This window comes from Micromonospora lacuserhaii (assembly GCF_036902735.1).
Classification (GTDB): Bacteria; Actinomycetota; Actinomycetes; order Mycobacteriales; family Micromonosporaceae; genus Micromonospora.
The window spans coordinates 1-21,191 of the sequence record NZ_JBAKHO010000021.1 but is presented as its reverse complement, the minus strand read 5'-3'; the positions used below and the strand labels follow the sequence as shown (position 1 = coordinate 21,191).

Sequence of the window (21,191 nt, the reverse complement as noted above, 5' to 3'; positions counted from 1 at the left end):
CGCTCGGGTGGCGCCGCTCAGCCGGGTCGGTTGAGCAGCGCCACGGTCACCCCCGGCCGGGGCCAGACCCGCTCGACGGTGAAGCCGTCCCGCAGGGTCCGCCCCTTGGCGCCGCCGACCGCGGCCAGTGGATCGCTCCGGCGCCCGGACACCACCAGCCAGACCCGCTGCACGCCGGCCAGGCACTCCGCCGGCCGCGCGCACTCGCTGGCCCAGAAGTCGCCGCGTTGCCGCTGGTTCCGGACCAGCAGCGCGTCCCGGGGCCGGTCTTCGCCCAGGTGGTACGCCATGCCGAGGTCGAAGAAGAGCCAGCCGTCGCGGGGGGAGTAGACGACGGCGTCGCCGGGCCGCTGACCGGCGGCGACAAGCTGCGCCGCGCCCCGGTAGTCGATCAGGCCGGCGGGCGGGTGGGCCCGGCGCAGCGCCTCCTGGTCGGGCAGGCCGAGCAGGCCGGCCAGGGTCAGCACGGCCAGCGCTGCGGGCGCCGGCACCGTGGCCAGCGCCGCGCCGGCGAGCAGGCAGGCGAAGGGCACGGTGAAGAGCAGGTAGCGAGGCACCCAGAGGGGTACGGCGAGCGCGGCGAGGTAGAGCAGCAGCACCGGCAGCAGCACGCACGCGCCGGGCAGCAGCGCGCGCCGGCCGACCCGGCCGGCGCCGAGCGCGGCGAGCCCGACGAGCAGGCCGCCCACCACGCTGCTCTCCGCCACCGCGCCGGGCAGCGCCGACAGGTCCGAGAGCCGGGCCGGCTCGATCCAGTCGAGCTGACGGGAGCGCTGGCCCCGGGCGGTCGACAGCAGCGGCAGCAGAAGCACGCCGGCGACCAGCAGGGCGAGCGGCCAGCGCAGCAGCCGGCCGTCCCGAGCCCCGGTCCGCGCCGGCCCGCCGGGATCGGGCTCGTCGCGGGCCGGGCGCTCGGCTGAGTGCGGGGAGCCGTCGAGGCCGGCCGCGGCCCGGCCCCGCCACCAGGCGACCACGACCACCACGGCGTGCGGGGCGAGCAGGCTCAGGGCGAGCAGGTGGGCCAGGCCGAGCGCGACGACGACGGCGGCGTAACCGGCCCAGCGGGCCCAGGTGGGCCGGTCCAGCGCCCGTACCAGCAGCAGGGTGGCGAGCACGGCGAGCAGGCTGGCGATCGCGTACGGGCGGGCCTCCTGGGCGTACCGCGAGGTGCTCGGGAGCACCGCGAGGAGCAGGCCGGCGAGGAGGCCGGCCGGCGCGCCGAGCAGCCGTCGGCCGAGTACGGCGGTCAGCCCGGCCGTCCCGGCCATGGCCAGCACCGACGGCAGCCGCAGCGCCGTGGGAGAGGCCCCGAACCCCGCGATCCAGCCGTGCATTAGCAGGTAGTACGCCCCGGCGGTGGCGTCCACCGTCCCGGTGAGCCGGATCAGCTCGCGGACGGGCCGGGTGGCGGCGCTCCAGGTGGCCAGCTCGTCGCGCCAGGGCTGCGCGTGGCCGATCCCGGTCAGGCTGATCGCCAGGGTGAGCAGCGTCGGCGTCAACCAGACCAGCCACCGTCGCTGGTGCCAGGCCGGAACGGCGTCGCCGGCCGGGCTCGGCTCCGAAGGTGCGGTCACATGTCGCAGCCTCACACAGCGCGGGGCCGCGCGTCGGTCCGGTGTGCCGATTCGCGGCTGCGGCTACGCGGCCCGGGATGTGGGATGCGGCACGCGGTCATTGGCCGGTCACCCGGGGGTGTGGAAGCATGGGGCCCATGCTCACCGCTGTCGTCCGCCGCTTCGTGGCTCGTCGCCACGTCGATTACGGCCGCGTGCGCAGCGCGATCTGTCCGGCCTACTGACGACGCCCGACCATTCCGTCTCGGGCGCGCTCTCCGCGCCGGCCGTTCCGACATCGTCGTCCTCGGCCCGTCCCACGGGTCGGCCGCCGCGTCCGCGCTCCCACCGCAGCACAGCAGACACAACGGAGGACGCCGCGATGGCGGTCAGCAGCACCCCGACCCGTCCCGAGACCCCGCCGGCACCCGTCGCCCGGGCGCCCCGCCGTCCGCGCGGCGAGGGGCAGTGGGCGCTCGGCCACCGCGAGCCGCTCAACGCCAACGAGCGGATCAAGAAGGACGACGACCCGCTGAACGTCCGGGCCCGGATCGAGAACATCTACGCCCACCGGGGCTTCGCCTCGATCGACCCGCAGGACCTGCGTGGCCGGTTCCGCTGGTGGGGGCTCTACACCCAGCGAAAGGCGGGCATCGACGGCGGGCGCACCGCCGTGCTCGAGCCGCACGAGCTGGAGGACGAGTTCTTCATGCTCCGGGTCCGGGTCGACGGTGGCCAGCTCAACCTGGCCCAGCTCCGGGTCATCGCCGACATCTCCCGGGAGTTCGCCCGGGACACCGCCGACATCACCGACCGGCAGAACATCCAGTACCACTGGATCCGGGTCGAGGACATGCCGGAGATCTGGCGCCGGCTGGAGTCCGTCGGCCTGCAGACCACCGAGGCGTGCGGCGACTGCCCGCGGATCGTGCTGGGCAGCCCGGTCGCCGGGGTGGCCCGCGACGAGGTGCTCGACCCGACCCCGGCGCTCGACGAGATCGTCCGCCGGTACGTCGGCGACAAGGCGTACTCGAACCTGCCGCGCAAGTTCAAGACCACGATCTCCTGGCTGGTCGACACCCCGTACGAGGCGAACGACATCTCCTTCCTCGGGGTCGACCACCCCGAGCACGGCCCCGGCTTCGACGTCTGGGTCGGCGGCGGCCTCTCCACCAACCCGATGCTGGCCAAGCGGCTCGGCGTCTGGGTGCCGCTGGCCGAGGTGCCGGACGTCTGGGCCGGCGTGGTCGGCATCTTCCGCGACTACGGCTACCGCCGGCTGCGCAACCGGGCCCGGCTGAAGTTCCTCGTCGCCGACTGGGGCATCGAGAAGTTCCGCGAGGTGCTGGAGAAGGAGTACCTGGGCCGCGCCCTGCTCGACGGTCCCGCCCCGCAGCTGCCCGACAAGCCGGTGGACCACATCGGCGTGCACCCGCAGCGCGACGGGCGCAACTACGTCGGGGCCGCCCCGGTGGTCGGCCGGGTCTCCGGCGGGCAGCTGGCGAAGCTGGCCGACGTGGTCGAGGCGCACGGCAGCGACCGGGTGCGGCTCACCCCGTACCAGAAGCTGCTGGTGCTCGACGTGCCGCCGGAGCGGACCGAGGCCCTGGTCGACGAGCTGCGCGGGATCGGGCTGGAGGCCCGGCCGTCGGCCTGGCGGCGCGGCACCATGGCCTGCACCGGCATCGAGTTCTGCAAGCTGGCCATCGTCGAGACCAAGGCCCGCGGCGAGGAGCTGGTGGCCCGGCTGGAGGAGCGGCTGCGCGACTTCGACGCGGACATCTCCATCCACCTCAACGGCTGCCCGAACGCCTGTGCCCGCACCCAAGTCGCCGACATCGGGCTCAAGGGCCAGCTGGTGGTCGGCCCGGACGGCCGCCAGGTGGAGGGCTTCCAGGTCCACCTCGGCGGCGGCCTGGGCATGGCGCAGGGGCAGACCGCCGGGTTCGGTCGCAAGCTGCGCGGCCTGAAGACCACCGCCGATGAGCTTCCCGAGTACGTGGAACGGCTGGCCCGCCGCTACCTGGCCGGCCGGACCGACGGCGAGACGTTCGCCAACTGGGTGATCAGGGTCGACGAGGAGGAGTTGCGATGAGTGACGCCCGTTCCGCGCCGCTGTACTGCCCGTACTGCGGCGAGGAGGATCTGCGGCCGAGCGAGGCCGGGCACGGCGCCTGGGAGTGCCACGCCTGCGCCCGGGTCTTCACGGTCAAGTTCACCGGCCTCCTCTCCCGGGCGGTGACCCGATGAGCCTCGTTTCCGCCGCGAACCTGGGCCTGGTCGGGCCCGGTGGGCCGAAGCCGGCCGACCCGGCCCGCCGCGACCCGGAGGAGCTGCGCGCCCTGGCCGAGCGGGCCGGCCGGGAGCTGGAGGGCGCCCCGGCGCTGGAGATCGCGCGCTGGGCCGCGGACACCTTCGGCGACCGGTTCTGCGTGACCAGCTCGATGGCGGACGCCGTCCTGGCCCACCTGGTCTCCCGGGTGGCTCCCGGGGTGGACGTGGTCTTCCTCGACACCGGGCTGCACTTCCCCGAGACGCTGCGGGTCCGCGACGAGGTGGCCCGCCGGCTGCCGGTGAACGTCCGGTCGATCCGGCCCCGGCAGACGGTGGGCCAGCAGGACGGCGAGTACGGCCCCCGGCTGTTCAACCGCTCCCCGGACGACTGCTGCCAGCTGCGGAAGGTGGAGCCGTTGGAGCGGGCGCTGTCCGGGTACGACGCCTGGGCCGCGGGCCTGCGCCGGGACGAGTCGCCCACCCGGGCCAACACGCCGGTGGTGACCTTCGACCCCCGGCGCGGCAAGGTGAAGGTCAACCCGATCGCCGCCTGGAGCCAGGCGGACGTCGACTCCTACATCTCCCGGTACGACATCCCGGTCAACGAGCTGTTCAGCCGGGGCTACGGCTCGATCGGCTGCTGGCCCTGCACCCGGCGGACCAAGGCGGGGGAGGACCCCCGCGCCGGCCGGTGGGCCATGTTCGAGAAGACCGAGTGCGGGCTGCACGTCTGAGCGACGCGGAGGCCGGCGTGGAGTCATCCGCGCCGGCCGCCGGCCCGGCCGCGCCCCACCCGCCCGGGACCTCGCCGGTGGTGCTGGTCGCGCACGGCAGCCGGGATCCCCGGGCCGCCGAGGCGACCCGGGCGTTGGCCCGGGCGGTCGAGACGGCCCGGCCGGGCACGCCGGTGCTGCCGAGCTGGCTGGACCACACCGAGCCGGGACCGACGGCGGTGCTGCGGGCGCTGGCCGAGGCCGGGCACACCTCGGCGGTGCTGGTGCCGCTGCTGCTCACCGCCGCGTACCACCGACGGGTGGACATCCCGGCGGCGGTGGCGGCTGCCCGGGAGTCCGCGCCGGAGCTGACGGTACGGGTCACCGACGTGCTCGGACCGGCCGACGGGACGGTCGACGGGGGGTTGCTGGCCGGGCTGGAGCGGCGGCTGGCCGAGGCGGAGCCGGGCGGCGTGGACGCGCTGGTGCTGGCCGCGGCGGGCACCCGGGACGCCCGGGCCCGCGGTTCGGTGGGGCGGGTCGCGGCGGCGCTGGGCGGCCGGCTCGGGGTGCCCTGCCGGGTGTCGTACGCCTCGGCGGCGCCACCGGCGGCCGGGGTCGCGGTGGCCCGGCTGCGCGCGGCGAGGGCCCGGCGGGTGGCGGTGGTCGGCTATTTCCTGGCGCCCGGCCTGTTCCACGACGCGGTGGTGGTGGGGGCGCGGGAGGCCGGGGCGGTGGCGGTCAGCGGGCCGTTGACCGATGCGCCGGAGCTGGCCGAGCTGGTGCTGCGCCGGGTGGACGCGGACGGCCCGCGGTGACCGGCGTCTCATCATGATCGAAAAGGGTGCGGTCGGGGTAACCGACCCCGGTGGGTCGCGTCCGGACAGCAGAACGCCCCGGCGGGTCGGAACCCACCGGGGCGGACGGCTGTGTGATCGGTCAGGCGGAGTGAGCGCGCAGCACCCGGAGACCGCCGCGGCGCTTGACCGCGCGGCGCTCCTCCTCGCTCATCCCGCCCCAGACGCCGGCGTCCTGCCCGGACTCGAGCGCCCACTGCAGGCAGGCGTCGGTCACGGGGCAGCGCCGGCAGACGGCCTTCGCCTGCTCTACCTGCAGGAGGGCCGGGCCGGACGTCCCGATCGGGAAGAACAGCTCCGGGTCCTCGTCGCGGCAGACGGCATCGTGGCGCCAGTCCATGGCGGCAACACTCCTCATTCTGGATGGGCGGCAGATAACGCTGTTGCTTTTCTTATATGCATCCGCGGTGCCGGTCGTGACAGTTCGCATCCGACTATTCGGCAGCGCGTGAGCAGGCTCGTTCAGCCCCTGGGGCCTGCTGGAACAGCTCAACCTACTGAGCATATCCAGGCAATGTCCCGGTAACTCAAGTTCGCTTGTGAATACTTTCACGAACGTACGTGATGTCAAGGGTGACGCTCGGAAAAACTCCGCTCGGTGAGCAAGCTCACGACCCTTTTGTCCGGGTTTCAGGCTTCCCTGGTTACCCGCCGTACCACAGTCGAGGATCAATATAGTACAGTCCACGTGACATTGCTGACATTTCCGGCACCTATCCCCTCGGTGTGGCGGCCACCGCATCGGGCGGTGTTCTGACCGCTCGACCTAGGGCGTTACCCGAGACCTAGCAGATTACTCTCAGTGCCTCGGGTACGGAGGTGAATCGGACCTTCTGTCGCTCCCCGAGATAATCGCCGTCCAGCTGGAAGGCCTGCGGGCGGCCCGCGACCAGGGTGAACTCGGCCACGTCGTGCAGCCGCAGCACCTGCCTACCGCGCGGATCGGGGTGTCGGGACAGGGATTGGGTCACCGTCCGTGTAGTGCTGGCGACGCGGAGCTGACGCAGCGCCATCACATCGAGCCCGAGGTCGAACGACGCTTCCGGGTTCGGGTTGATCTCCCGCTCACCCAGGTACGTCCACGGTGCCGTGTTCTGGATGATGACCGTCGCCAGCTCGGCCTCGGCCGTCTCGCCGGGCCGCTCCAGCGTGATCGTCGGGTGCCGGCGGTCCGAGGCGAGGAAGTACTGGCTCAGCGTCGAACGGACGTAGAGGGCCGGGGTGGAGACCCGTCCCTTCTTGCGCGCCTGCTCCACCCGGTGGATGACCGCGGCGTCCACGCCGAAGCCGGCGCAGAAGGTGAAGTAGCGGTCGTCCGCCCGGCCCAGCCCGATCCTCCGGGAGCGGCCCAGTCGCAGCCCCTCCAGGATCATGCTGGTCCCCTCCGGCCACTCCCGGGGCAGCCCCAGGGCGCGGGCGAAGACGTTGGTCGAGCCCCCCGGCACGGTGGCCAGCGCGGGCAACCGCTCGGCCGACGTGCCGCCGGTGCGGAAGGTCGGCGGCTGCGCCGCCATCAGGCCGTTGACCACCTCGTTGACCGTGCCGTCGCCACCGAGCGTGACGACCACGTCGACGCCCTCCTCGGCCGCCTCGCGGGCCAGGTCGGTGGCGTGACCCCGCCGCCGGGTGTACCGCACCGACAGGTCTACTTCGCTGCGCAGAGCCCGGACCAGGACGTCCCGACTGCGCTCGCTCGTGGTGGTGGCCTTCGGATTGACCACCAGGACGGCCCGCATGGGCGGCACTGTACCGCGATCGGGCGCGGGTATCGTGACGCGCGTGACGATCGACTCCGAGCCGGTTCCCGACACCCTGCGGTGGGCCGTACGCCTGCTGCGCGGCGAGGCGGTCGCCCTGGCGCTGCTCGCCGCCTGGCTGGTCTGGGCGGACCTCACCGCCGCCAGGACGGACCTGGTGTCGGCGCTCTTCGTGACCGGGTTCGCCGTCGCCGGCGCGGTCGCGCTCTGGGCCCTGGGCGGTGCGCTGGCCCGTCGACGCAGCGGTGCGCGGGCACCGGCCATCGTGCTCCAGCTGATGCTGCTGCCGGTCGGCTGGTACATGGTCCAGGGCGGGATGGGCTGGCTCGGCGTCCCGCTGATGCTGCTCGGCGTGGGCGTCTGCGCGCTGCTGGTCAGCCCGCCCACCACCCGGGCGCTCGGCGTCGGGTGAGCGCCGGCCGCCGCTGGGGCTCAGTAGCCGGAGCGGCGGGTCAGCAGCGAGATGGTGGCCCGGCCCTCGTCGGCCCGGGCGGTGGCCCCCGTGGTCAGCGCGGTGAGTACCTTCCAGGCGAACGAGGACTCCGACGGCAGGGTGGCCCCCCGCACGGTCGGCACGGTCACCTCGACGGTCAGCGCGTCCTCGGTGACCGCGAAGCGGCAGGACAGCTCGGCGTCGCGGGTGGCGATCGCGAGGAGCATCGCGCAGGCCTCGTCCACCGCGATCCGCAGATCCTCGATCTCGTCGAGGGCGAACTGGAGGCGGGCCGCGAGACCCGCCGTGGCGGTGCGGAGCACGCCGAGGTAACCGCCGTCGGCGGGCACCGTGAGGTGCACCACGTCGTCGTCGGTGGTCGGCTGGCCGGTCAGTTGAGTCACGCCTCATCCCCCCGGTCGGGGACTCTACCCGCCCCGGCGTCCGCGCGGGCGGTCACGGTCGCCGCCTGGGCGGCGAGATCGGCCAGCGCCGGCCCGGTGAGCCGGTAGGGGACCCACTCGTCCATCGGCGCGGCGCCGATCGACGCGTAGAAGCGGGCGGCCGGATTCCAGTCGATCATCCACCAGTCCAGCCGCTGGTAGCCGCGCTCCACGCAGATCGCGGCGAGCGTGGCGAGCAGCAGCCGACCCGCCCCGGTGCCCCGGTGCTCCGGACGGACGAAGAGGTCCTCCAGGTAGATGCCGTGCACGCCGGCCCAGGTGGAGAAGTTGAGGAACCACAGCGCGAACCCGACCGGCCGGTCGTCGCCGTCCACCGCGACGTGGCCGAAGAGGGCCGGTGCCGGGCCGAACAGGGCGGCGGTCAACTGCGCGTCGGTGAGGTGGCACTGCTCCGGGGCGCGCTCGTACGCGGCGAGCTCGTGCACCATCGCGACGACGGCCGGCACGTCCTCGGGACGCGCCGGCCGGATCGTCGGTGCCGAAGAGGCGAGGCTCACGCCTTCTTGGTCTCCCAGAAGATCTTCGAGATCTCGTCGATCTTCTGCAGCAGCTCGTCGGCCTTGGCCGGGTCGGTCGCACCCTTGGCACCGGCCGCGCCGGCCGCCTTGGTGGCCTCGTTGAAGAGCTGGTGCAGGTGCGGGTACTTCTCGAAGTGGGCCGGCTTGAAGTAGTCGGTCCAGAGCACCCAGAGGTGGTGCTTGACCAGGTCGGCCCGCTGCTCCTTGATCAGGATCGCCCGGGTGCGGAACTCCGGGTCGGTGTTCGACTGGTACTTCTCGCAGATCATTTTGACCGACTCGGCCTCGATCCGGGCCTGCGCCGGGTCGTACACGCCGCACGGCAGGTCGCAATGGGCGCTAGCGGTCAAACGGGGCGTGAGGATGCGGGGAAGTCGCATCAGTGTCCTCCACGGGATGTTTGCGATGATCCAAGCCGACATTACTCCTGGGGACGTCCCCGGCAGGGGCAGAGGGGAAACCTGGTGACGGTCGAGGGGACTCCACCGCCGGCCCGGCTGCGCCGGCCGCTGGCTGCGGTGGGAGTGATCGGCCCGTCCATGTCGCCCACGCTGCGCCATGGCGACGCGCTGCTGGTCCGCCCGGGCGGCCGGGCGGTCCGCCCCGGCGACGTCGTGGTCGCGGTCTTCCGCACCCGCCCGGGGCTGCTCGTGGTCAAGCGCGCGGTCCGACCGCAGGACGGCGGCTGGTGGGTACGCGGCGACAACGAGCTGATCACCGACGACTCCCGGGCGTACGGGGTGGCCGACGTGCTGGGCCGGGTGGTGGCCCGCTACTGGCCCCGCCCCGGGAGGGTGCACCCCCTGTCGTGACCCCGCTCCGCCCCTGTTATGACCCTGCTCACATCGGGGCGCCGGTGTCCCCACTATGCTCGGAAAGTGCCCGGGTGACCCCCTGCACCGCGCGCCGCCGGATCCGCCTCACCACCACGCGCCCGCGCCGGCCGCTCCGTCTGCTCGACAGATCCTGGAGTCACCATGTCTGCGTCCACCGTGGATCCCGCTGATCCCGTCTTCCGGCTGCACGTCGGCGGCAAGATGGCCGTCGCCTCGACGGTCCCGCTGACCAGCCGGGAAGACCTCTCCCTCGCGTACACCCCGGGTGTGGCCCGGGTCTGCGAGGCGATCGCCGCCAACCCCGCCCTCGCCGACGACTACACGTGGGTGTCGCACGCCGTGGCGGTCGTCACCGACGGTTCCGCCGTACTCGGGCTGGGCAACATCGGCCCCCGCGCGGCGCTGCCGGTGATGGAGGGCAAGGCGGTGCTGTTCAAGCAGTTCGCCGGCGTGGACGCGGTACCGATCTGCCTCGACACCCAGGACGTCGACGAGATCGTGGCGACGGTGAAGGCGATCGCCCCGTCGTTCGGCGGCATCAACCTGGAGGACATCAGCGCCCCGCGCTGCTTCGAGGTGGAGCGCCGGCTCGACGAGGCCCTGCCCATTCCGGTCTTCCACGACGACCAGCACGGGACCGCGATCGTGGTGCTGGCCGCCCTGCGCAACGCGGCGACCCTGCTCAACCGGAAGCTCGGCGACCTGCGGGTGACGGTCAGCGGCGCCGGCGCGGCCGGGGTGGCGGTCACCCACATGCTGGTCGCCGGGGGTGTGAACCCGGAGCAGGTGGTGGTCTGCGACTCGAAGGGGATCATCGGCCGGCACCGGGCCGACCTGACCGAGACCAAGGCGCACCTGGCCGAGACGACCAACGCCGAGGCGCGCGAGGGCGACATCACCGAGGCCCTGCGCGGTGCGGACGTGCTGATCGGCGTCTCCGGCGGGCAGATCCCGGAGGCGGCGGTGGCCGGGATGGCCTCGGGCGGCATCGTCTTCGCGCTGGCCAACCCGAACCCGGAGGTGCACCCGGAGGTGGCCGCCCGGCACGTCGCCGTGGTCGCCACCGGGCGCAGCGACTACCCCAACCAGATCAACAACGTGCTCGCCTTCCCCGGCGTGTTCCGCGGGGCGCTGGACGCCCGGGCCACCCGGATCACGGACGGGATGAAGGTGGCCGCCGCGGACGCGATCGCCGGGGTGGTCGCCGGTTCGCTCACCGCCGAGGCGATCGTGCCGTCCCCGCTCGACCCCCGGGTCGCTCCCGCGGTGGCCGAGGCGGTCGCCGAGGCGGCCCGCCGCGACGGGGTCGCCCGCGCCTGACCGACCCGCCCGGCAAGATCCGCGCAGTTGCACCGAAAGAGTGGCCTCCCGGCACGGGAGGCCACTCTTTCCCTGTACTTGCCCGGAGGCGGGGTGGCGCTTGAGGTTCTGCCGGGCGGCGGTACTTGTTACGGTGCCGACCATGCGTGCCGCCTATGCCTCCCGCTTCGACGCCGACAACCCGCTCGCCGCGCTCACCGTCGGTGACCGTCCCGAGCCGACCCACCCGGACGACGACTGGGTGACCGTGCAGGTGCGGGCCAGCTCGCTCAACCACCACGACCTGTGGTCGCTGCGCGGCGTCGGGCTCGGCCCCGACCAGCTGCCGATGATCCTCGGCTGTGACGCCGTCGGCACCGACCCGGACGGCAACGAGGTGGTCATCTACCCGGTGATCCCCACCCCCGGCGACCCGCGCGGGGTCTCCATCCTCTCCGAGCACTACCAGGGGACCTTTGCCGAGCGGGTGGCCGTACCCCGGGTGAACCTGCTGCCGCTGCCGGCGGGCCTGTCGGTGACCGACGCGGCCTGCCTGCCCACCGCCTGGCTCACCGCGTGGCGGATGCTCACCACCAAGGGCCGGGTCGCCGACGGCGAGTCGGTGCTGGTGCAGGGCGCGGGCGGCGGGGTCGCCACGGCGGCCGTGGCGCTCGGCGTGGCGCTGGGCAAGCGGGTCTACGCGACCAGCCGCGACGCCGGCAAGCGGGAGCGGATCTCCGCGCTCGGGGCGACCGCGGTCGAGCCCGGGGCGCGGCTGCCCGAGCGGGTCGACGTGGTGATCGAGACGGTCGGCGCGGCCACCTTCGACCACTCGCTGAAGTCGGCCGCCCCGATGGCCCGGATCGTGGTCTCCGGCGCGACCGCCGGCTACGACCCCAAGGTCAACCTGCGCCGGGTCTTCGCCATGCAGCTGGAGATCCTCGGCACCTCGATGGGCACCCCGGACGAGCTGACCGAGCTGCTGGCGTTCTGCGCCGAGCACGAGGTCCGCCCGGTGGTGGACAGCGTGGTGCCGTTCGGCAAGGTGGCGGACGCCTTCGCCCGGCTGCACTCCGGTGACGTCTTCGGCAAGGTCGTCCTCGACCACACCGCCTGACCGGCATGCCGCCCTCGACGGCCGCTCACAGATGGTCGTCGAGGGTGGCCAGGTCGCCGCGTGCCGCGTCGGCGGGCATCCGGGCCTTCGCCTTCGCGTCGCCGTAGAGGGTCCAGCGGAGGAACTCCAGCGTGGTGTCGGAGACCACCCGAAGCGCGGCGCCGTCGGCGAGCAGCGCCCGCCCGTGGTCGCCCCGGGGCAGGCTGAGCATCGCCTTCGGCCAGGGCACCGCGTCGTACACCGCCCGGCCGGAGGCGTAGTCGACCACCTCGTCCGCCTCGCCGTGCACGAAGAGCTGCGGTGCCGCCGTGCCGGCGAAGGCGGTGCCCACCCCGAGCGCGGTGCCGGCGAAGACCACCCCGGCGTCCAGCCGGGCGTCCCGGCTCGCGGTGAAGAGCCCGATGGTGGTCACCCCGCCCGCCGAGTGCCCGGCCGCGGCCACCCGGTCGGTGGCCAGCCGGCCGCGCAGCGGGTCGCCCGCCGTGCCGTTCAGCGCGAGCACCTTGTCCAGGGCGTACGAGACGTCGGCCGGCTGGTTGAGCACGTCGAGGACGTTGCCGTCGCCGCCCCGGCCGGTGTGCGGGAAGGTCGGCGCGGCGACCACGAAACCGGCCGCCGCCCACCGGGTCAGCAGCAGGCGGTAATCCTCCGGCCGGCCGCCCAGCCCGTGACTGAACATCACCACCGGGAACCGGCCGGCCGCCGCCGTCGCCCCGCGCTCGGCCGCGCCGCCCGCCTCGCCCCGGGCCGGGTACCAGAGGGTCACCGGCAGCCGGCGGTCGCCGCCCCGGTTCAACGTCAACTGGCGTACGCCGACCGCGAAGGACTCGGCCGGCGCGCTGCCGGCCGGTACCCGCGGCGCCGGGGTGGTGGCCCTCGGCAGCTCCGGCGGAGCGGCGGGCCGGGCCGTCGGAGCGGGGGCGGAACAGCCGACAAGACCCGCGCTGAGCAGGGCGGCGGCGAGCAGCAGCGGGGTGGGGCGACGGGACATGAATCCGATTGTGCCCCGCCCGACGGGGTGACCGGCCACTTCCCGACCCACGGTGACCCGGGCGGGACCGTCGGTGGGCTCAGCCGGGCAGGCTGTCGTGCAGCCGGGCCAGGCCGGCGGCGTCGTTCGGCCCGGTCAGCGGGCCAGCCGGTCGTCGAGGGTGATGCGGCCGGCGTGGGTGGCGTCGGTGCGGAGGCGGTGGGCCGCCGCCGGGTCGTCGTAGAGGGTCCAGCGGAGGAAGTCGGTGGTGGCGGCGAGGACCTCGTCATAGCCGGGCCGGCCCGGCGTGAGGTACTCGCCGTGCCCCTGCCCCAGCACGCTCAGGAACCCCGCCGGGCCGATGCTGCGGTCGAAGGCGGCCCGCCCGACGGAGAGCGGCACCACCGGGTCGGCGGTGCCGTGCACGAAGAGCAGGGGAGCGGCCGGACCGGCGAAGGCGCCGGCCAGACCGCCGCCGGCGATGACGATGCCGGACCGCAGCCGGGCGGAGTGGCCCGAGGTGAACATCCCGGCGGTGGTGAAGCCGCCCGCCGAGTGGCCGGCCGCGGCGAACCGGGCCACGTCCAGGTGCCCGGCGAGCGGGTCGCCCGGCCGCGCGTCCAGTCCGACCAGGTACCGGATCAGCCGCCAGCCGTCGGCCGGCTGGTGCCGCACGTCGGCGCGGGTGAACCGGGCCGCCCGCAGGTTGGTGTGCGGGTAGGCCGGCGCGGCCACCACGAAACCGGCGGCCGCCCACCGGGCGGTCAGCCCGGCGTGCAGCTCGGGGAGGCTGTGCAGGCCGTGGCTGTAGACCACCACCGGGAAGCGACCGGGCGCCACCCGGCCCCCCTCGGTGGGGTACCAGAGCGTCACCGGCAGCGGCCGGGGACCGGCCGGGTCGACGGTGAACGTGCGTACCGCGACGGGGTGGAGCCGGTCCGGGGCGTGCCGGGCCGGCGGCGGCCCCGGGGCCGCGGCGACGGCCGGGCCGCAACCGGTCAGCAGCGCCGTCGTCAGCACGGCGACCAGCCGCCTCGCCCCCATCCCGTCACGGTAGGCCGCCGTGGGGGTACCCCGGGCCCGCCGTCCGGACCGCCTGCCGACCGCCACCCGGCCCGGACCGCCTCCACCGCTCGGATCGGACCGGTCACCCTCGGTCCGGCGGGACGCCGCGCCGCGGGTGGTTTCGCTAGGGTCTCCGGCATGTCTGACGAGTACATGGACCCGAGCGGCAACACCGAGCAGTTCCGTGCCTTCGCGCACTCCCCGGAGGCCGCCGCGCCGGCCGCCACGAACTCCCGACTGCCGCTGATCGCCGGCGCCGCCGTGGTGGCGGTCCTGCTGGTCGTCGCCGTTGCCTGGCTGGCGCTGGGCTGATCCGGCCCGCCGCCGCCCGCCGGCCCGGCAGCGGCGTATCGCGGGGCCGCCCGGCGGCTCAGCCCTGAGCCGCCACGACCGCGCGGGTCTCCCGGGCGATCTCCCGCTCCTCGTCGGTGCCGATCACGCAGACGCTCACCTCGGCGAGGTCCGGCGAGATGATCCGGTCGCCGCTGGCCGAGTTGCGCGTCGGGTCCACGGCGATGCCGAGCCGCTCCAGCCCGGCCAGCGCGGCGGCCCGCACCGGGGCGGCGTGCTCGCCGACCCCGGCGGTGAAGGTCACCGCGTCGACCCCGCCGAGCAGCGCGTAGTACGCGCCGACGTAGCCGGTGAGCCGGCGGCAGTAGACGTCGAAGGCGAGCGCGGCCGCCCGATCCCCGGCCTCCCGCCGCTGGAGCACCTCGCGCATGTCGTTGACCCCGGTCAGGCCGAGCAGGCCGCTGCGGTGGTTGAGCAGGTCGTCGATCTCGTCGACCGACAGTCCGGCCTCGCGGCGCAGGTGGAAGATGACCGTCGGGTCGAGGTCGCCGCTGCGGGTGCCCATCACCAGACCCTCCAGCGGGGACATCCCCATGGAGGTGGCGACGCTGCGGCCCCCGTCGACCGCGCAGGCACTCGCCCCGTTGCCCAGGTGCAGGGTGATCGTGCGCAGCTCCTCGTACGGGCGCGCCAGCAGCTCCGCGGTGCGCTTCGAGACGTACGCGTGCGAGGTGCCGTGGAAGCCGTACCGGCGGATGCCGTACCGCTCGGCGGTGTCCCGGTCGACGGCGTAGGTGGCGGCGGCCTCCGGCAGGGTGTGGTGGAACGCGGTGTCGAAGACCGCCACCTGCGGCACCTCCGGCAGCGCCTCCCGGGTCACCTCGATGCCGGTCAGGTTGGCCGGGTTGTGCAGCGGGGCGAGCGGCACCAGCTCCTGGATCGCGGCGAAGACCGCGTCGTCCACCAGCACCGGCGAGCTGAACCGCCGACCGCCGTGCACCACCCGGTGCCCGACCGCCGCCAGCCCGTCCAGGTCGAGCCGGTCGAGGATCCCCCGGACCGCCGTCTCGTGGTCGGCCGGGCCGCCGCCCGGCTCACCGACCCGCTCCACGGTGCCCTTCTCCTGGACCGCCTCGCCGTCGTAGAGCCGGTACTTCACCGACGACGACCCGCAGTTGAGGACCAGGATCCGGCTCATGACGACTCCTCGGCGGCGGCCTGGATGGCGGTGATCGCCACGGTGTTGACGATGTCGGCGACGGTGGCGCCCCGGGACAGGTCGTTGACCGGCCGGCGCAGGCCCTGCATGACCGGGCCGACCGCCACCGCGCCGGCCGACCGCTGCACCGCCTTGTACGTGTTGTTGCCGGTGTTCAGGTCCGGGAAGATGAAGACCGTCGCCCGCCCCGCCACCGCGCTCTCCGGCAGCTTCGTGGCCGCCACCTGCGGGTCGATCGCCGCGTCGTACTGGATCGGGCCCTCGACCAGCAGCTCGGGCCGGCGGGCCCGGACCAGCTTGGTGGCCTCCGCGACCTTCTCCACGTCCGCGCCCGCCCCGGAGTCCCCGGTCGAGTACGACAGCATCGCCACCCGGGGATCGATACCGAACCGGGCCGCGGTGTCGGCCGAGGAGATGGCGATGTCGGCGAGTTGGGCGGCGTCCGGGTCCGGGTTGACCGCGCAGTCGCCGTAGACCAGCACCCGGTCGGCGAGCAGCATGAAGAACACGCTGGAGGCCACCGAGACCCCCGGCACCGTACGGATGATCTCGAACGCCGGGCGGATGGTGGCCGCGGTGGTGTGGGTGGCCCCGGAGACCATGCCGTCGGCGTGCCCGGTGGCCACCATCATCGTGCCGAAGTAGTTGGGCTGGGCCACCACGTCGTGCGCCAGCTCGTAGGTGACGCCGCGGTGGGCGCGCAGCTCCGCGTACCGGGCGGCGAACTCGTCCCGCAGGGCGCTGGTCGCCGGGTCGACCACGTCCGCGCCGGCCACGTCGATGCCCAGCTCGCGGGTCCGCCGGGCGACGTCGTCCGGGCGGCCGAGCAGGGTCAGGTCGGCCACGCCCCGGCGGAGCAGGATCTCCGCCGCCCGCAGGATCCGTTCCTCGGTCCCCTCGGGCAGCACCAGCCGGCGCCGGTTGGCCCGGGCGCGGTCGATCAGGTCGTACTCGAACATCAGCGGGGTGACCCGCTCGGAGCGGCTGACCCGCAGCCGGCGGGCCAGGTCGACGGTGTCGACGTTGTTCTCGAACGCCCCGAGGGCCGCCTCGACCTTGCGCGGGTTCGCCGGACCGGGGCGGCCCTCGATCCGGCTGGACGCCGCCACCGTGTCGTAGCTGTCGCTGGGCACCGAGAGCACCGCCAGACCGGTGTTCAGCCCCTCCACCAGCCGCATCGCCCGGGGGTCGGGCTGCTCGCCGAGGGTGAGCACCAGGCCGGCCACCGACACCTGGCCGGCGACGTGCGCGGCGCTCGCGGCGACCAGCAGGTCCGCCCGGTCACCGGGGGTGATCACCAGCGCGCCCTCGGTCAGGTGGTCCAGCAGGGTGGGCACGTGCGCCGCGCCGACCACGAAGTCGAGCACGTCCCGGCCGAGCGCCGCGTCGTCGCCGGAGAGCAGGGTGGCGCCGAGCGCCGCCGCCACCTCGGCCACCGTCGGCGCCGACACGGTCGGCACCTCCGGGATCGCGTACGCGGGGACGGGCAGCTCGGGCAGCGCCATCGCCCCGGGCACCCGGTTGGCGATCACCGCCAGCACGGTCGCGCCCAGGTCCTCCAGATCGTGGTACGCCCCGCGCGCGGCCGCCGCGATCGCCTCGGGCTCCTGCCCGAAGCCGTCGATCACCGGCACCACCACGCTGCCGAACTCGGTCGCCAGCCGGGCGTTGAAGGCCAGCTCCCGGGGCCCGGCGCCGTCACCGCCGTCGGCGAAGTCGCTGCCCACCACGACCACCGCCGGGCAGCGCCGCTCGACGTCGCGGTAGCGCTCGACGATCCGGGAGATCAGCTCCTCCCGCCGCCCGTCGGCGACCAGCGCGCTCGCCTCGGCGTACGTGGCGCCGGTCAGCTCCTCCTGCGGCAGGTCGACCCGGTAGCGGTCGTGCAGCAGGGCGAGGATCGGGTCGGGGCCACCGCCGGCGACCAGCGGGCGGAACACGCCGATCCGCTCGACCTGCCGGGAGAGGAGTTCCGCGAGCCCGAGCGCGATGGTCGACTTACCCCCGCCGGAACCCACGCTGGTCAGATAGACGCTGCGGGCCACGACCCCACCCTAGAAGATCGCGCTCCGCCCCGCCCGGGACCTTGGTCCCGCCCACCCCGGTCCTTGATCACATCGCGGCCCGGGGCGGGGCGACTACTCGTCGTCCGGGTCGTCCAGGCGGGCCAGGTGGGTGGCGAAGCGTTCGATCGGGGTCTCGAACTCGGGGTTCAGGTCGACGAAGTCGCGCAGCCGCTCGGCGAGCCACTCGATGCTCACCTGCTCGTCGCCCCGCCGCTCGACCAGTTCCTCAATCCCACGGTCGGTGAAGTACACCGTGCCTCCTCTGGCTGGATTCGACGAACCCGGCCCGCCCCCGGAAGGGGACGGGCCGGGTTCGGGTGGGTCACGGGCGGGGGAGAGCCGCCTCGATCAGCGCGGTCTGCTCGACCTCGTGCATCTTGGCCGAGCCGACCGCCGGGGCGGCGGCCGCCGGACGGGAGATGCGGCGCAGCCGGACGTCGGTCAGGTGCTCCAGCAGGTTCAGCGCGACGAAGCTCCAGCCGCCCTGGTTGGCCGGCTCCTCCTGCACCCAGGCGAAGTCCTCGGCGTTCGGGTACTGCGCCAGGGCGGCCCGGATCTCCTCCACCGGCATCGGGTAGAGCTGCTCGATCCGGATGATCGCGGTGTCGGTGACGCCCCGCTCGGCCCGGGCCTGGAACAGGTCGTAGTAGACCTTGCCCGAGCAGAGCAGCACCCGCTTCACCTGCTCCGGCGCCGGGGCGGCCGTGTCGGCCAGCACCGGCTGGAAGGTGCCGGTGGTGAAGTCCTCGACCTGGGAGACGCAGAGCTTGTGCCGCAGCAGCGACTTCGGCGTGAACACCACCAGCGGCTTGCGCTTCGGCGACAGCGCCTGGCGGCGCAGCAGGTGGAAGTAGTTCGCCGGAGTGGTCGGGATGGACACCCGCATGTTGTCCTCCGCGCAGAGCTGGAGGAACCGCTCCGGGCGGCCGGAGGTGTGGTCCGGGCCCTGGCCCTCGTGGCCGTGCGGCAGCAGCAGGGTGACCGCGGAGCGCTGGCCCCACTTCACCTCGCCGGACGAGATGAACTCGTCGATCACCGACTGGGAGCCGTTGACGAAGTCGCCGAACTGGGCCTCCCAGCAGACCAGCGCGTTGACGTTCTCCACCGAGTAGCCGTACTCGAAGCCCATCGCGGCGTACTCGGAGAGCAGCGAGTCGTGCACGAAGAAGCGGGACCGCTCGCCGTCGGCGGTGAGGGTCTTCAGCGGCAGGTAGTCCTCGCCGGTCTTGGCGTCGACCACCGAGGCGTGCCGCTGGACGAAGGTGCCGCGGCGGGAGTCCTGACCGGCGAGCCGGACGGTGATCCCGTCGTGCAGCAGCGAGCCGAGCGCGATGATCTCGCCGTAGCCCCAGTCGATGTTGCCCTCGACGGACATCTTGGCCCGCCGGTCGAGCAGCTGCTGGATCCGCTTGTGCGGGGTGAAGCCCTCGGGGAGGTTGACGTGCGCCTCGCCGATCGCCTTGACCACCGCGGCGTCGGTCGCGGTCTCGACCTGGGGCTCCGGCTCGTCCTCGCGGCGCGGCCGGCTCAGTTGGCGCGGGGTGGTCGCGGCGTCGCGGGTGGCCTTGAAGACCCGCTCCAGCTGCGCCTGGTAGTCGCGCAGCAGCTCCTCCGCGTCCTCCACGGTGATGTCGCCCCGCCCGATCAGCTCCTCGGTGTAGAGCTTGCGGACCGACCGCTTCGAGTCGATGATCTTGTACATCTGCGGGTTGGACATCGACGGGTCGTCGCCCTCGTTGTGCCCGCGGCGGCGGTAGCAGACCATGTCGATCACGACGTCCTTGTTGAACGCCTGCCGGTACTCGAAGGCCAGCCGGGCGACCCGGACCACGGCCTCGGGGTCGTCGCCGTTGACGTGGAAGATCGGCGCCTGGATCATCCGGGCGACGTCGGTGCTGTAGAGGCTGGAGCGCGAGTACTCCGGGGCGGTGGTGAAGCCGACCTGGTTGTTGACCACCACGTGCACGGTGCCGCCGGTGCGGTAGCCGCGCAGCTGGGAGAGGTTGAGCGTCTCGGCCACCACGCCCTGGCCGGCGAAGGCGGCGTCACCGTGCACCGCCAGCGGCAGCACGGTGTAGCCCTCCAGCTTGAGGTCGATCCGGTCCTGCTTGGCCCGGACGATGCCCTCCAGCACCGGGTCCACGGCCTCCAGGTGCGACGGGTTCGCCACCAGCGAGACCTTGACCGCGTGGTCGCCGTCCGGGGTGGTGAACTTGCCGTTCTGGCCGAGGTGGTACTTCACGTCGCCGGAACCCTGCGTCGAACGCGGGTCCAGGTGGCCCTCGAACTCCGAGAAGATCTTCTCGTACGGCTTGCCGACGATGTTCGCCAGCACGTTGAGCCGGCCGCGGTGGGCCATGCCGATGACGACCTCGTCCAGCCCGCCCTCGGCGGACGACTCCAGGATCTCGCCCAGCAGCGGGATCAGCGACTCGCCGCCCTCCAGCGAGAAGCGCTTCTGCCCGACGTACTTGGTCTGCAGGAAGGTCTCGAAGGCCTCGGCGGCGTTGAGCCGGTTGAGCACGTGCTTCTGCTCGTCGGCCGGCGGCTTCTCGTACTTGCGCTCGATCCGCTCCTGGATCCAGCGGCGCTCCTCCGGGTCCTGGATGTGCATGTACTCGATGCCGACGCGGCGGCAGTACGAGTCGCGCAGCACGCCGAGGATCTCGCGCAGCTTCATCCGCTGCTTGCCGGCGAAGCCGTTGACCGGGAAGACCCGGTCGAGGTCCCACAGGGTCAGCCCGTGCTGGAGCACGTCCAGGTCGGGGTGCTTGCGGATCTTGAACTCGAGCGGGTCGGTGTCGGCCATCAGGTGGCCGCGCACCCGGTACGCGTGGATCAGCTCGTGCACCCGCGCGGTCTTGTTGATCTGGCCCTCGGAGTCGACAGCGACGTCCCGGACCCAGCGCACCGGCTCGTACGGGATGCGCAGCGAGGTGAAGATCTGGTCGTAGAAACCGCGCTCGCCGAGCAGCAGCTCGTGCATCACCTTGAGGAACTCGCCGGACTGCGCGCCCTGGATGATCCGGTGGTCGTACGTGCTGGTCAGCGTGATGATCTTGCTGACCGCCAGCTCGGCGAGGGTGGCCTCGCTCATGCCCTGGTACGGGGCCGGGTACTCCATCGCGCCGACGCCGATGATGGCGCTCTGGCCCTGCATCAGGCGCGGGATCGAGTGCACCGTGCCGATGCCGCCCGGGTTGGTCAGCGAGATGGTGGTGCCGGAGTAGTCCTCCATGGTCAGCTCGTTGCGGCGGGCGCGCCGGACCACGTCCTCGTACGCCTGCCAGAACTGCCGGAAGTCCATCTGCTCGCAGGCCTTGATGGACGGGACCACCAGGTTGCGGGAGCCGTCCGGCTTGGCCAGGTCGATCGCGATGCCCAGGTTGACGTGCTCGGGGCGGACCATCGCCGGCTTGCCGTCGACCTCGGCGAACGAGTTGTTCATCTCCGAGTGCTCGACCAGCGCCCGGACCAGCGCGTAGCCGATCAGGTGGGTGAAGCTGACCTTGCCACCGCGGCCACGGGCGAGGTGGTTGTTGATCACGATGCGGTTGTCCACCAGCAGCTTGGCCGGGACCGCGCGCACGCTGGTCGCGGTCGGCACGGCCAGCGAGGCGTCCATGTTCTGAACGATCTTGGCGGCCACGCCGCGCAGCGGGGTGGTGCCAGCGCCGGTGGGCGCGGCCTTGGCGGCCGGCTTGGCCGGGGCGGCCTTCGCGGCCGGCGCCGCCGGGGCGGCCTTGGCCGGGGCCGGCT

The 21,191-nt window shown here is 73.5% G+C and carries 21 protein-coding genes; 9 read left to right on the top strand and 12 right to left on the bottom strand.

Features of this window, described 5'->3' with window-relative positions:
• Window positions 1-17: 17 nt before the first annotated feature.
• Window positions 18-1,508, bottom strand: a complete 1,491-nt coding sequence (locus tag V6U81_RS15915; protein WP_334490123.1) for a glycosyltransferase family 39 protein — start codon at window positions 1,506-1,508, stop codon at window positions 18-20.
• A 427-nt stretch (window positions 1,509-1,935) separates the two neighbouring features.
• Between V6U81_RS15915 and V6U81_RS15910 the strand changes: the two genes are divergently transcribed.
• From V6U81_RS15910 to V6U81_RS15895, 4 genes are all read left to right on the top strand, one after another.
• A complete protein-coding gene (locus tag V6U81_RS15910; RefSeq protein ID WP_334490096.1) occupies window positions 1,936-3,648 on the top strand; it encodes a nitrite/sulfite reductase in 1,713 nt (570 codons plus the stop codon).
• Window positions 3,645-3,803 carry a hypothetical protein gene (locus V6U81_RS15905; RefSeq protein ID WP_334490093.1) on the top strand — a complete coding sequence of 53 codons (159 nt, stop codon included), beginning with the start codon at window positions 3,645-3,647 and terminating at the stop codon, window positions 3,801-3,803. The genes V6U81_RS15910 and V6U81_RS15905 overlap by 4 nt, the downstream gene beginning before the upstream one ends.
• On the top strand, window positions 3,800-4,561 hold the full coding sequence (locus V6U81_RS15900; RefSeq protein ID WP_334490090.1) for a phosphoadenylyl-sulfate reductase: 762 nt from the start codon (window positions 3,800-3,802) through the stop codon (window positions 4,559-4,561). The genes V6U81_RS15905 and V6U81_RS15900 overlap by 4 nt, the downstream gene beginning before the upstream one ends.
• A 77-nt stretch (window positions 4,562-4,638) precedes the next feature.
• Complete coding sequence (locus V6U81_RS15895) at window positions 4,639-5,358, top strand: sirohydrochlorin chelatase (protein WP_334490119.1); 720 nt, start codon at window positions 4,639-4,641, stop codon at window positions 5,356-5,358.
• A 121-nt stretch (window positions 5,359-5,479) separates the two neighbouring features.
• Here the strand turns inward: V6U81_RS15895 and V6U81_RS15890 are convergent, their stop codons facing one another.
• Together V6U81_RS15890 and V6U81_RS15885 are read right to left on the bottom strand one after the other, a co-directional pair.
• Window positions 5,480-5,737 carry a WhiB family transcriptional regulator gene (locus tag V6U81_RS15890; RefSeq protein WP_334490087.1) on the bottom strand — a complete coding sequence of 86 codons (258 nt, stop codon included), beginning with the start codon at window positions 5,735-5,737 and terminating at the stop codon, window positions 5,480-5,482.
• 445 nt (window positions 5,738-6,182) lie between these two features.
• On the bottom strand, window positions 6,183-7,133 hold the full coding sequence (locus V6U81_RS15885; RefSeq protein ID WP_334490084.1) for a diacylglycerol/lipid kinase family protein: 951 nt from the start codon (window positions 7,131-7,133) through the stop codon (window positions 6,183-6,185).
• Between the two features lie 43 nt (window positions 7,134-7,176).
• On the opposite strand from V6U81_RS15885, the gene V6U81_RS15880 reads away from it, so the two are divergent.
• On the top strand, window positions 7,177-7,566 hold the full coding sequence (locus tag V6U81_RS15880) for a hypothetical protein (RefSeq protein WP_334490082.1): 390 nt from the start codon (window positions 7,177-7,179) through the stop codon (window positions 7,564-7,566).
• Window positions 7,567-7,586: 20 nt separating this feature from the next.
• Here the strand turns inward: V6U81_RS15880 and V6U81_RS15875 are convergent, their stop codons facing one another.
• The 3 genes from V6U81_RS15875 to sodN form a co-directional block, all read right to left on the bottom strand.
• The gene (locus V6U81_RS15875) at window positions 7,587-7,991 is read right to left on the bottom strand and encodes an ATP-binding protein (RefSeq protein WP_334490079.1); all 405 of its coding nucleotides are present in this window, start codon (window positions 7,989-7,991) and stop codon (window positions 7,587-7,589) included.
• Window positions 7,988-8,479, bottom strand: coding sequence for a GNAT family N-acetyltransferase (locus V6U81_RS15870; RefSeq protein WP_334490116.1), 492 nt, complete (start codon window positions 8,477-8,479; stop codon window positions 7,988-7,990). Before V6U81_RS15870 ends, V6U81_RS15875 begins: the two co-directional genes overlap by 4 nt.
• Window positions 8,480-8,544: 65 nt before the next feature.
• Complete coding sequence (gene sodN, locus V6U81_RS15865) at window positions 8,545-8,949, bottom strand: superoxide dismutase, Ni (protein WP_334490076.1); 405 nt, start codon at window positions 8,947-8,949, stop codon at window positions 8,545-8,547.
• Between the two features lie 84 nt (window positions 8,950-9,033).
• On the opposite strand from sodN, the gene V6U81_RS15860 reads away from it, so the two are divergent.
• The 3 genes from V6U81_RS15860 to V6U81_RS15850 all read left to right on the top strand — a co-directional run bounded on the left by V6U81_RS15860 (window position 9,034) and on the right by V6U81_RS15850 (window position 11,821).
• On the top strand, window positions 9,034-9,381 hold the full coding sequence (locus V6U81_RS15860) for a S24/S26 family peptidase (protein WP_334490071.1): 348 nt from the start codon (window positions 9,034-9,036) through the stop codon (window positions 9,379-9,381).
• A 165-nt stretch (window positions 9,382-9,546) separates the two neighbouring features.
• Window positions 9,547-10,725: an NAD(P)-dependent malic enzyme gene (locus tag V6U81_RS15855; RefSeq protein ID WP_334490068.1), complete on the top strand. Its 1,179-nt coding sequence runs from the start codon at window positions 9,547-9,549 to the stop codon at window positions 10,723-10,725.
• Window positions 10,726-10,858: 133 nt separating this feature from the next.
• A complete protein-coding gene (locus V6U81_RS15850; RefSeq protein WP_334490065.1) occupies window positions 10,859-11,821 on the top strand; it encodes a zinc-binding dehydrogenase in 963 nt (320 codons plus the stop codon).
• A 25-nt stretch (window positions 11,822-11,846) separates the two neighbouring features.
• On the opposite strand, the gene V6U81_RS15845 is transcribed toward V6U81_RS15850, so the two are convergent.
• Together V6U81_RS15845 and V6U81_RS15840 are read right to left on the bottom strand one after the other, a co-directional pair.
• Window positions 11,847-12,812, bottom strand: a complete 966-nt coding sequence (locus tag V6U81_RS15845; protein ID WP_334490062.1) for an alpha/beta hydrolase family protein — start codon at window positions 12,810-12,812, stop codon at window positions 11,847-11,849.
• A 135-nt stretch (window positions 12,813-12,947) separates the two neighbouring features.
• Window positions 12,948-13,835: an alpha/beta hydrolase family protein gene (locus tag V6U81_RS15840; RefSeq protein ID WP_334490059.1), complete on the bottom strand. Its 888-nt coding sequence runs from the start codon at window positions 13,833-13,835 to the stop codon at window positions 12,948-12,950.
• A gap of 159 nt (window positions 13,836-13,994) precedes the next feature.
• Here V6U81_RS15840 and V6U81_RS15835 point away from each other — a divergent pair, with 159 nt between their 5' ends.
• Window positions 13,995-14,168, top strand: a complete 174-nt coding sequence (locus V6U81_RS15835; protein ID WP_334490056.1) for a hypothetical protein — start codon at window positions 13,995-13,997, stop codon at window positions 14,166-14,168.
• A gap of 58 nt (window positions 14,169-14,226) precedes the next feature.
• Here V6U81_RS15835 and V6U81_RS15830 read toward each other — a convergent pair whose 3' ends face one another.
• From V6U81_RS15830 to V6U81_RS15815, 4 genes are all read right to left on the bottom strand, one after another.
• A complete protein-coding gene (locus tag V6U81_RS15830) occupies window positions 14,227-15,345 on the bottom strand; it encodes an acetate/propionate family kinase (protein WP_334490053.1) in 1,119 nt (372 codons plus the stop codon).
• On the bottom strand, window positions 15,342-17,411 hold the full coding sequence (gene pta / locus V6U81_RS15825) for a phosphate acetyltransferase (protein ID WP_334490050.1): 2,070 nt from the start codon (window positions 17,409-17,411) through the stop codon (window positions 15,342-15,344). Before pta ends, V6U81_RS15830 begins: the two co-directional genes overlap by 4 nt.
• Before the next feature lie 93 nt (window positions 17,412-17,504).
• Window positions 17,505-17,684 (bottom strand): DUF6104 family protein, encoded by a 180-nt coding sequence (locus tag V6U81_RS15820; RefSeq protein ID WP_334490048.1) that lies wholly within the window; start codon window positions 17,682-17,684, stop codon window positions 17,505-17,507.
• Window positions 17,685-17,754: 70 nt separating this feature from the next.
• Window positions 17,755-21,191 (bottom strand): multifunctional oxoglutarate decarboxylase/oxoglutarate dehydrogenase thiamine pyrophosphate-binding subunit/dihydrolipoyllysine-residue succinyltransferase subunit (locus V6U81_RS15815; protein WP_334490045.1); only part of this gene is annotated, 3,437 nt, incomplete at its 5' end.

Coding starts and splice junctions, on each gene's coding strand:
- V6U81_RS15910 (WP_334490096.1), top strand. CDS start 1,936: ATGGCGGTCAGCAGCACCCCGACCCGTCCCGAGACCCCGCCGGCACCC.
- V6U81_RS15905 (WP_334490093.1), top strand. CDS start 3,645: ATGAGTGACGCCCGTTCCGCGCCGCTGTACTGCCCGTACTGCGGCGAG.
- V6U81_RS15900 (WP_334490090.1), top strand. CDS start 3,800: ATGAGCCTCGTTTCCGCCGCGAACCTGGGCCTGGTCGGGCCCGGTGGG.
- V6U81_RS15890 (WP_334490087.1), bottom strand. CDS start 5,737: ATGGACTGGCGCCACGATGCCGTCTGCCGCGACGAGGACCCGGAGCTG.
- V6U81_RS15885 (WP_334490084.1), bottom strand. CDS start 7,133: ATGCGGGCCGTCCTGGTGGTCAATCCGAAGGCCACCACCACGAGCGAG.
- V6U81_RS15870 (WP_334490116.1), bottom strand. CDS start 8,479: ATGGTGCACGAGCTCGCCGCGTACGAGCGCGCCCCGGAGCAGTGCCAC.
- sodN (WP_334490076.1), bottom strand. CDS start 8,949: ATGCGACTTCCCCGCATCCTCACGCCCCGTTTGACCGCTAGCGCCCAT.
- V6U81_RS15855 (WP_334490068.1), top strand. CDS start 9,547: ATGTCTGCGTCCACCGTGGATCCCGCTGATCCCGTCTTCCGGCTGCAC.
- V6U81_RS15845 (WP_334490062.1), bottom strand. CDS start 12,812: ATGTCCCGTCGCCCCACCCCGCTGCTGCTCGCCGCCGCCCTGCTCAGC.
- V6U81_RS15840 (WP_334490059.1), bottom strand. CDS start 13,835: ATGGGGGCGAGGCGGCTGGTCGCCGTGCTGACGACGGCGCTGCTGACC.
- V6U81_RS15835 (WP_334490056.1), top strand. CDS start 13,995: ATGTCTGACGAGTACATGGACCCGAGCGGCAACACCGAGCAGTTCCGT.
- V6U81_RS15830 (WP_334490053.1), bottom strand. CDS start 15,345: ATGAGCCGGATCCTGGTCCTCAACTGCGGGTCGTCGTCGGTGAAGTAC.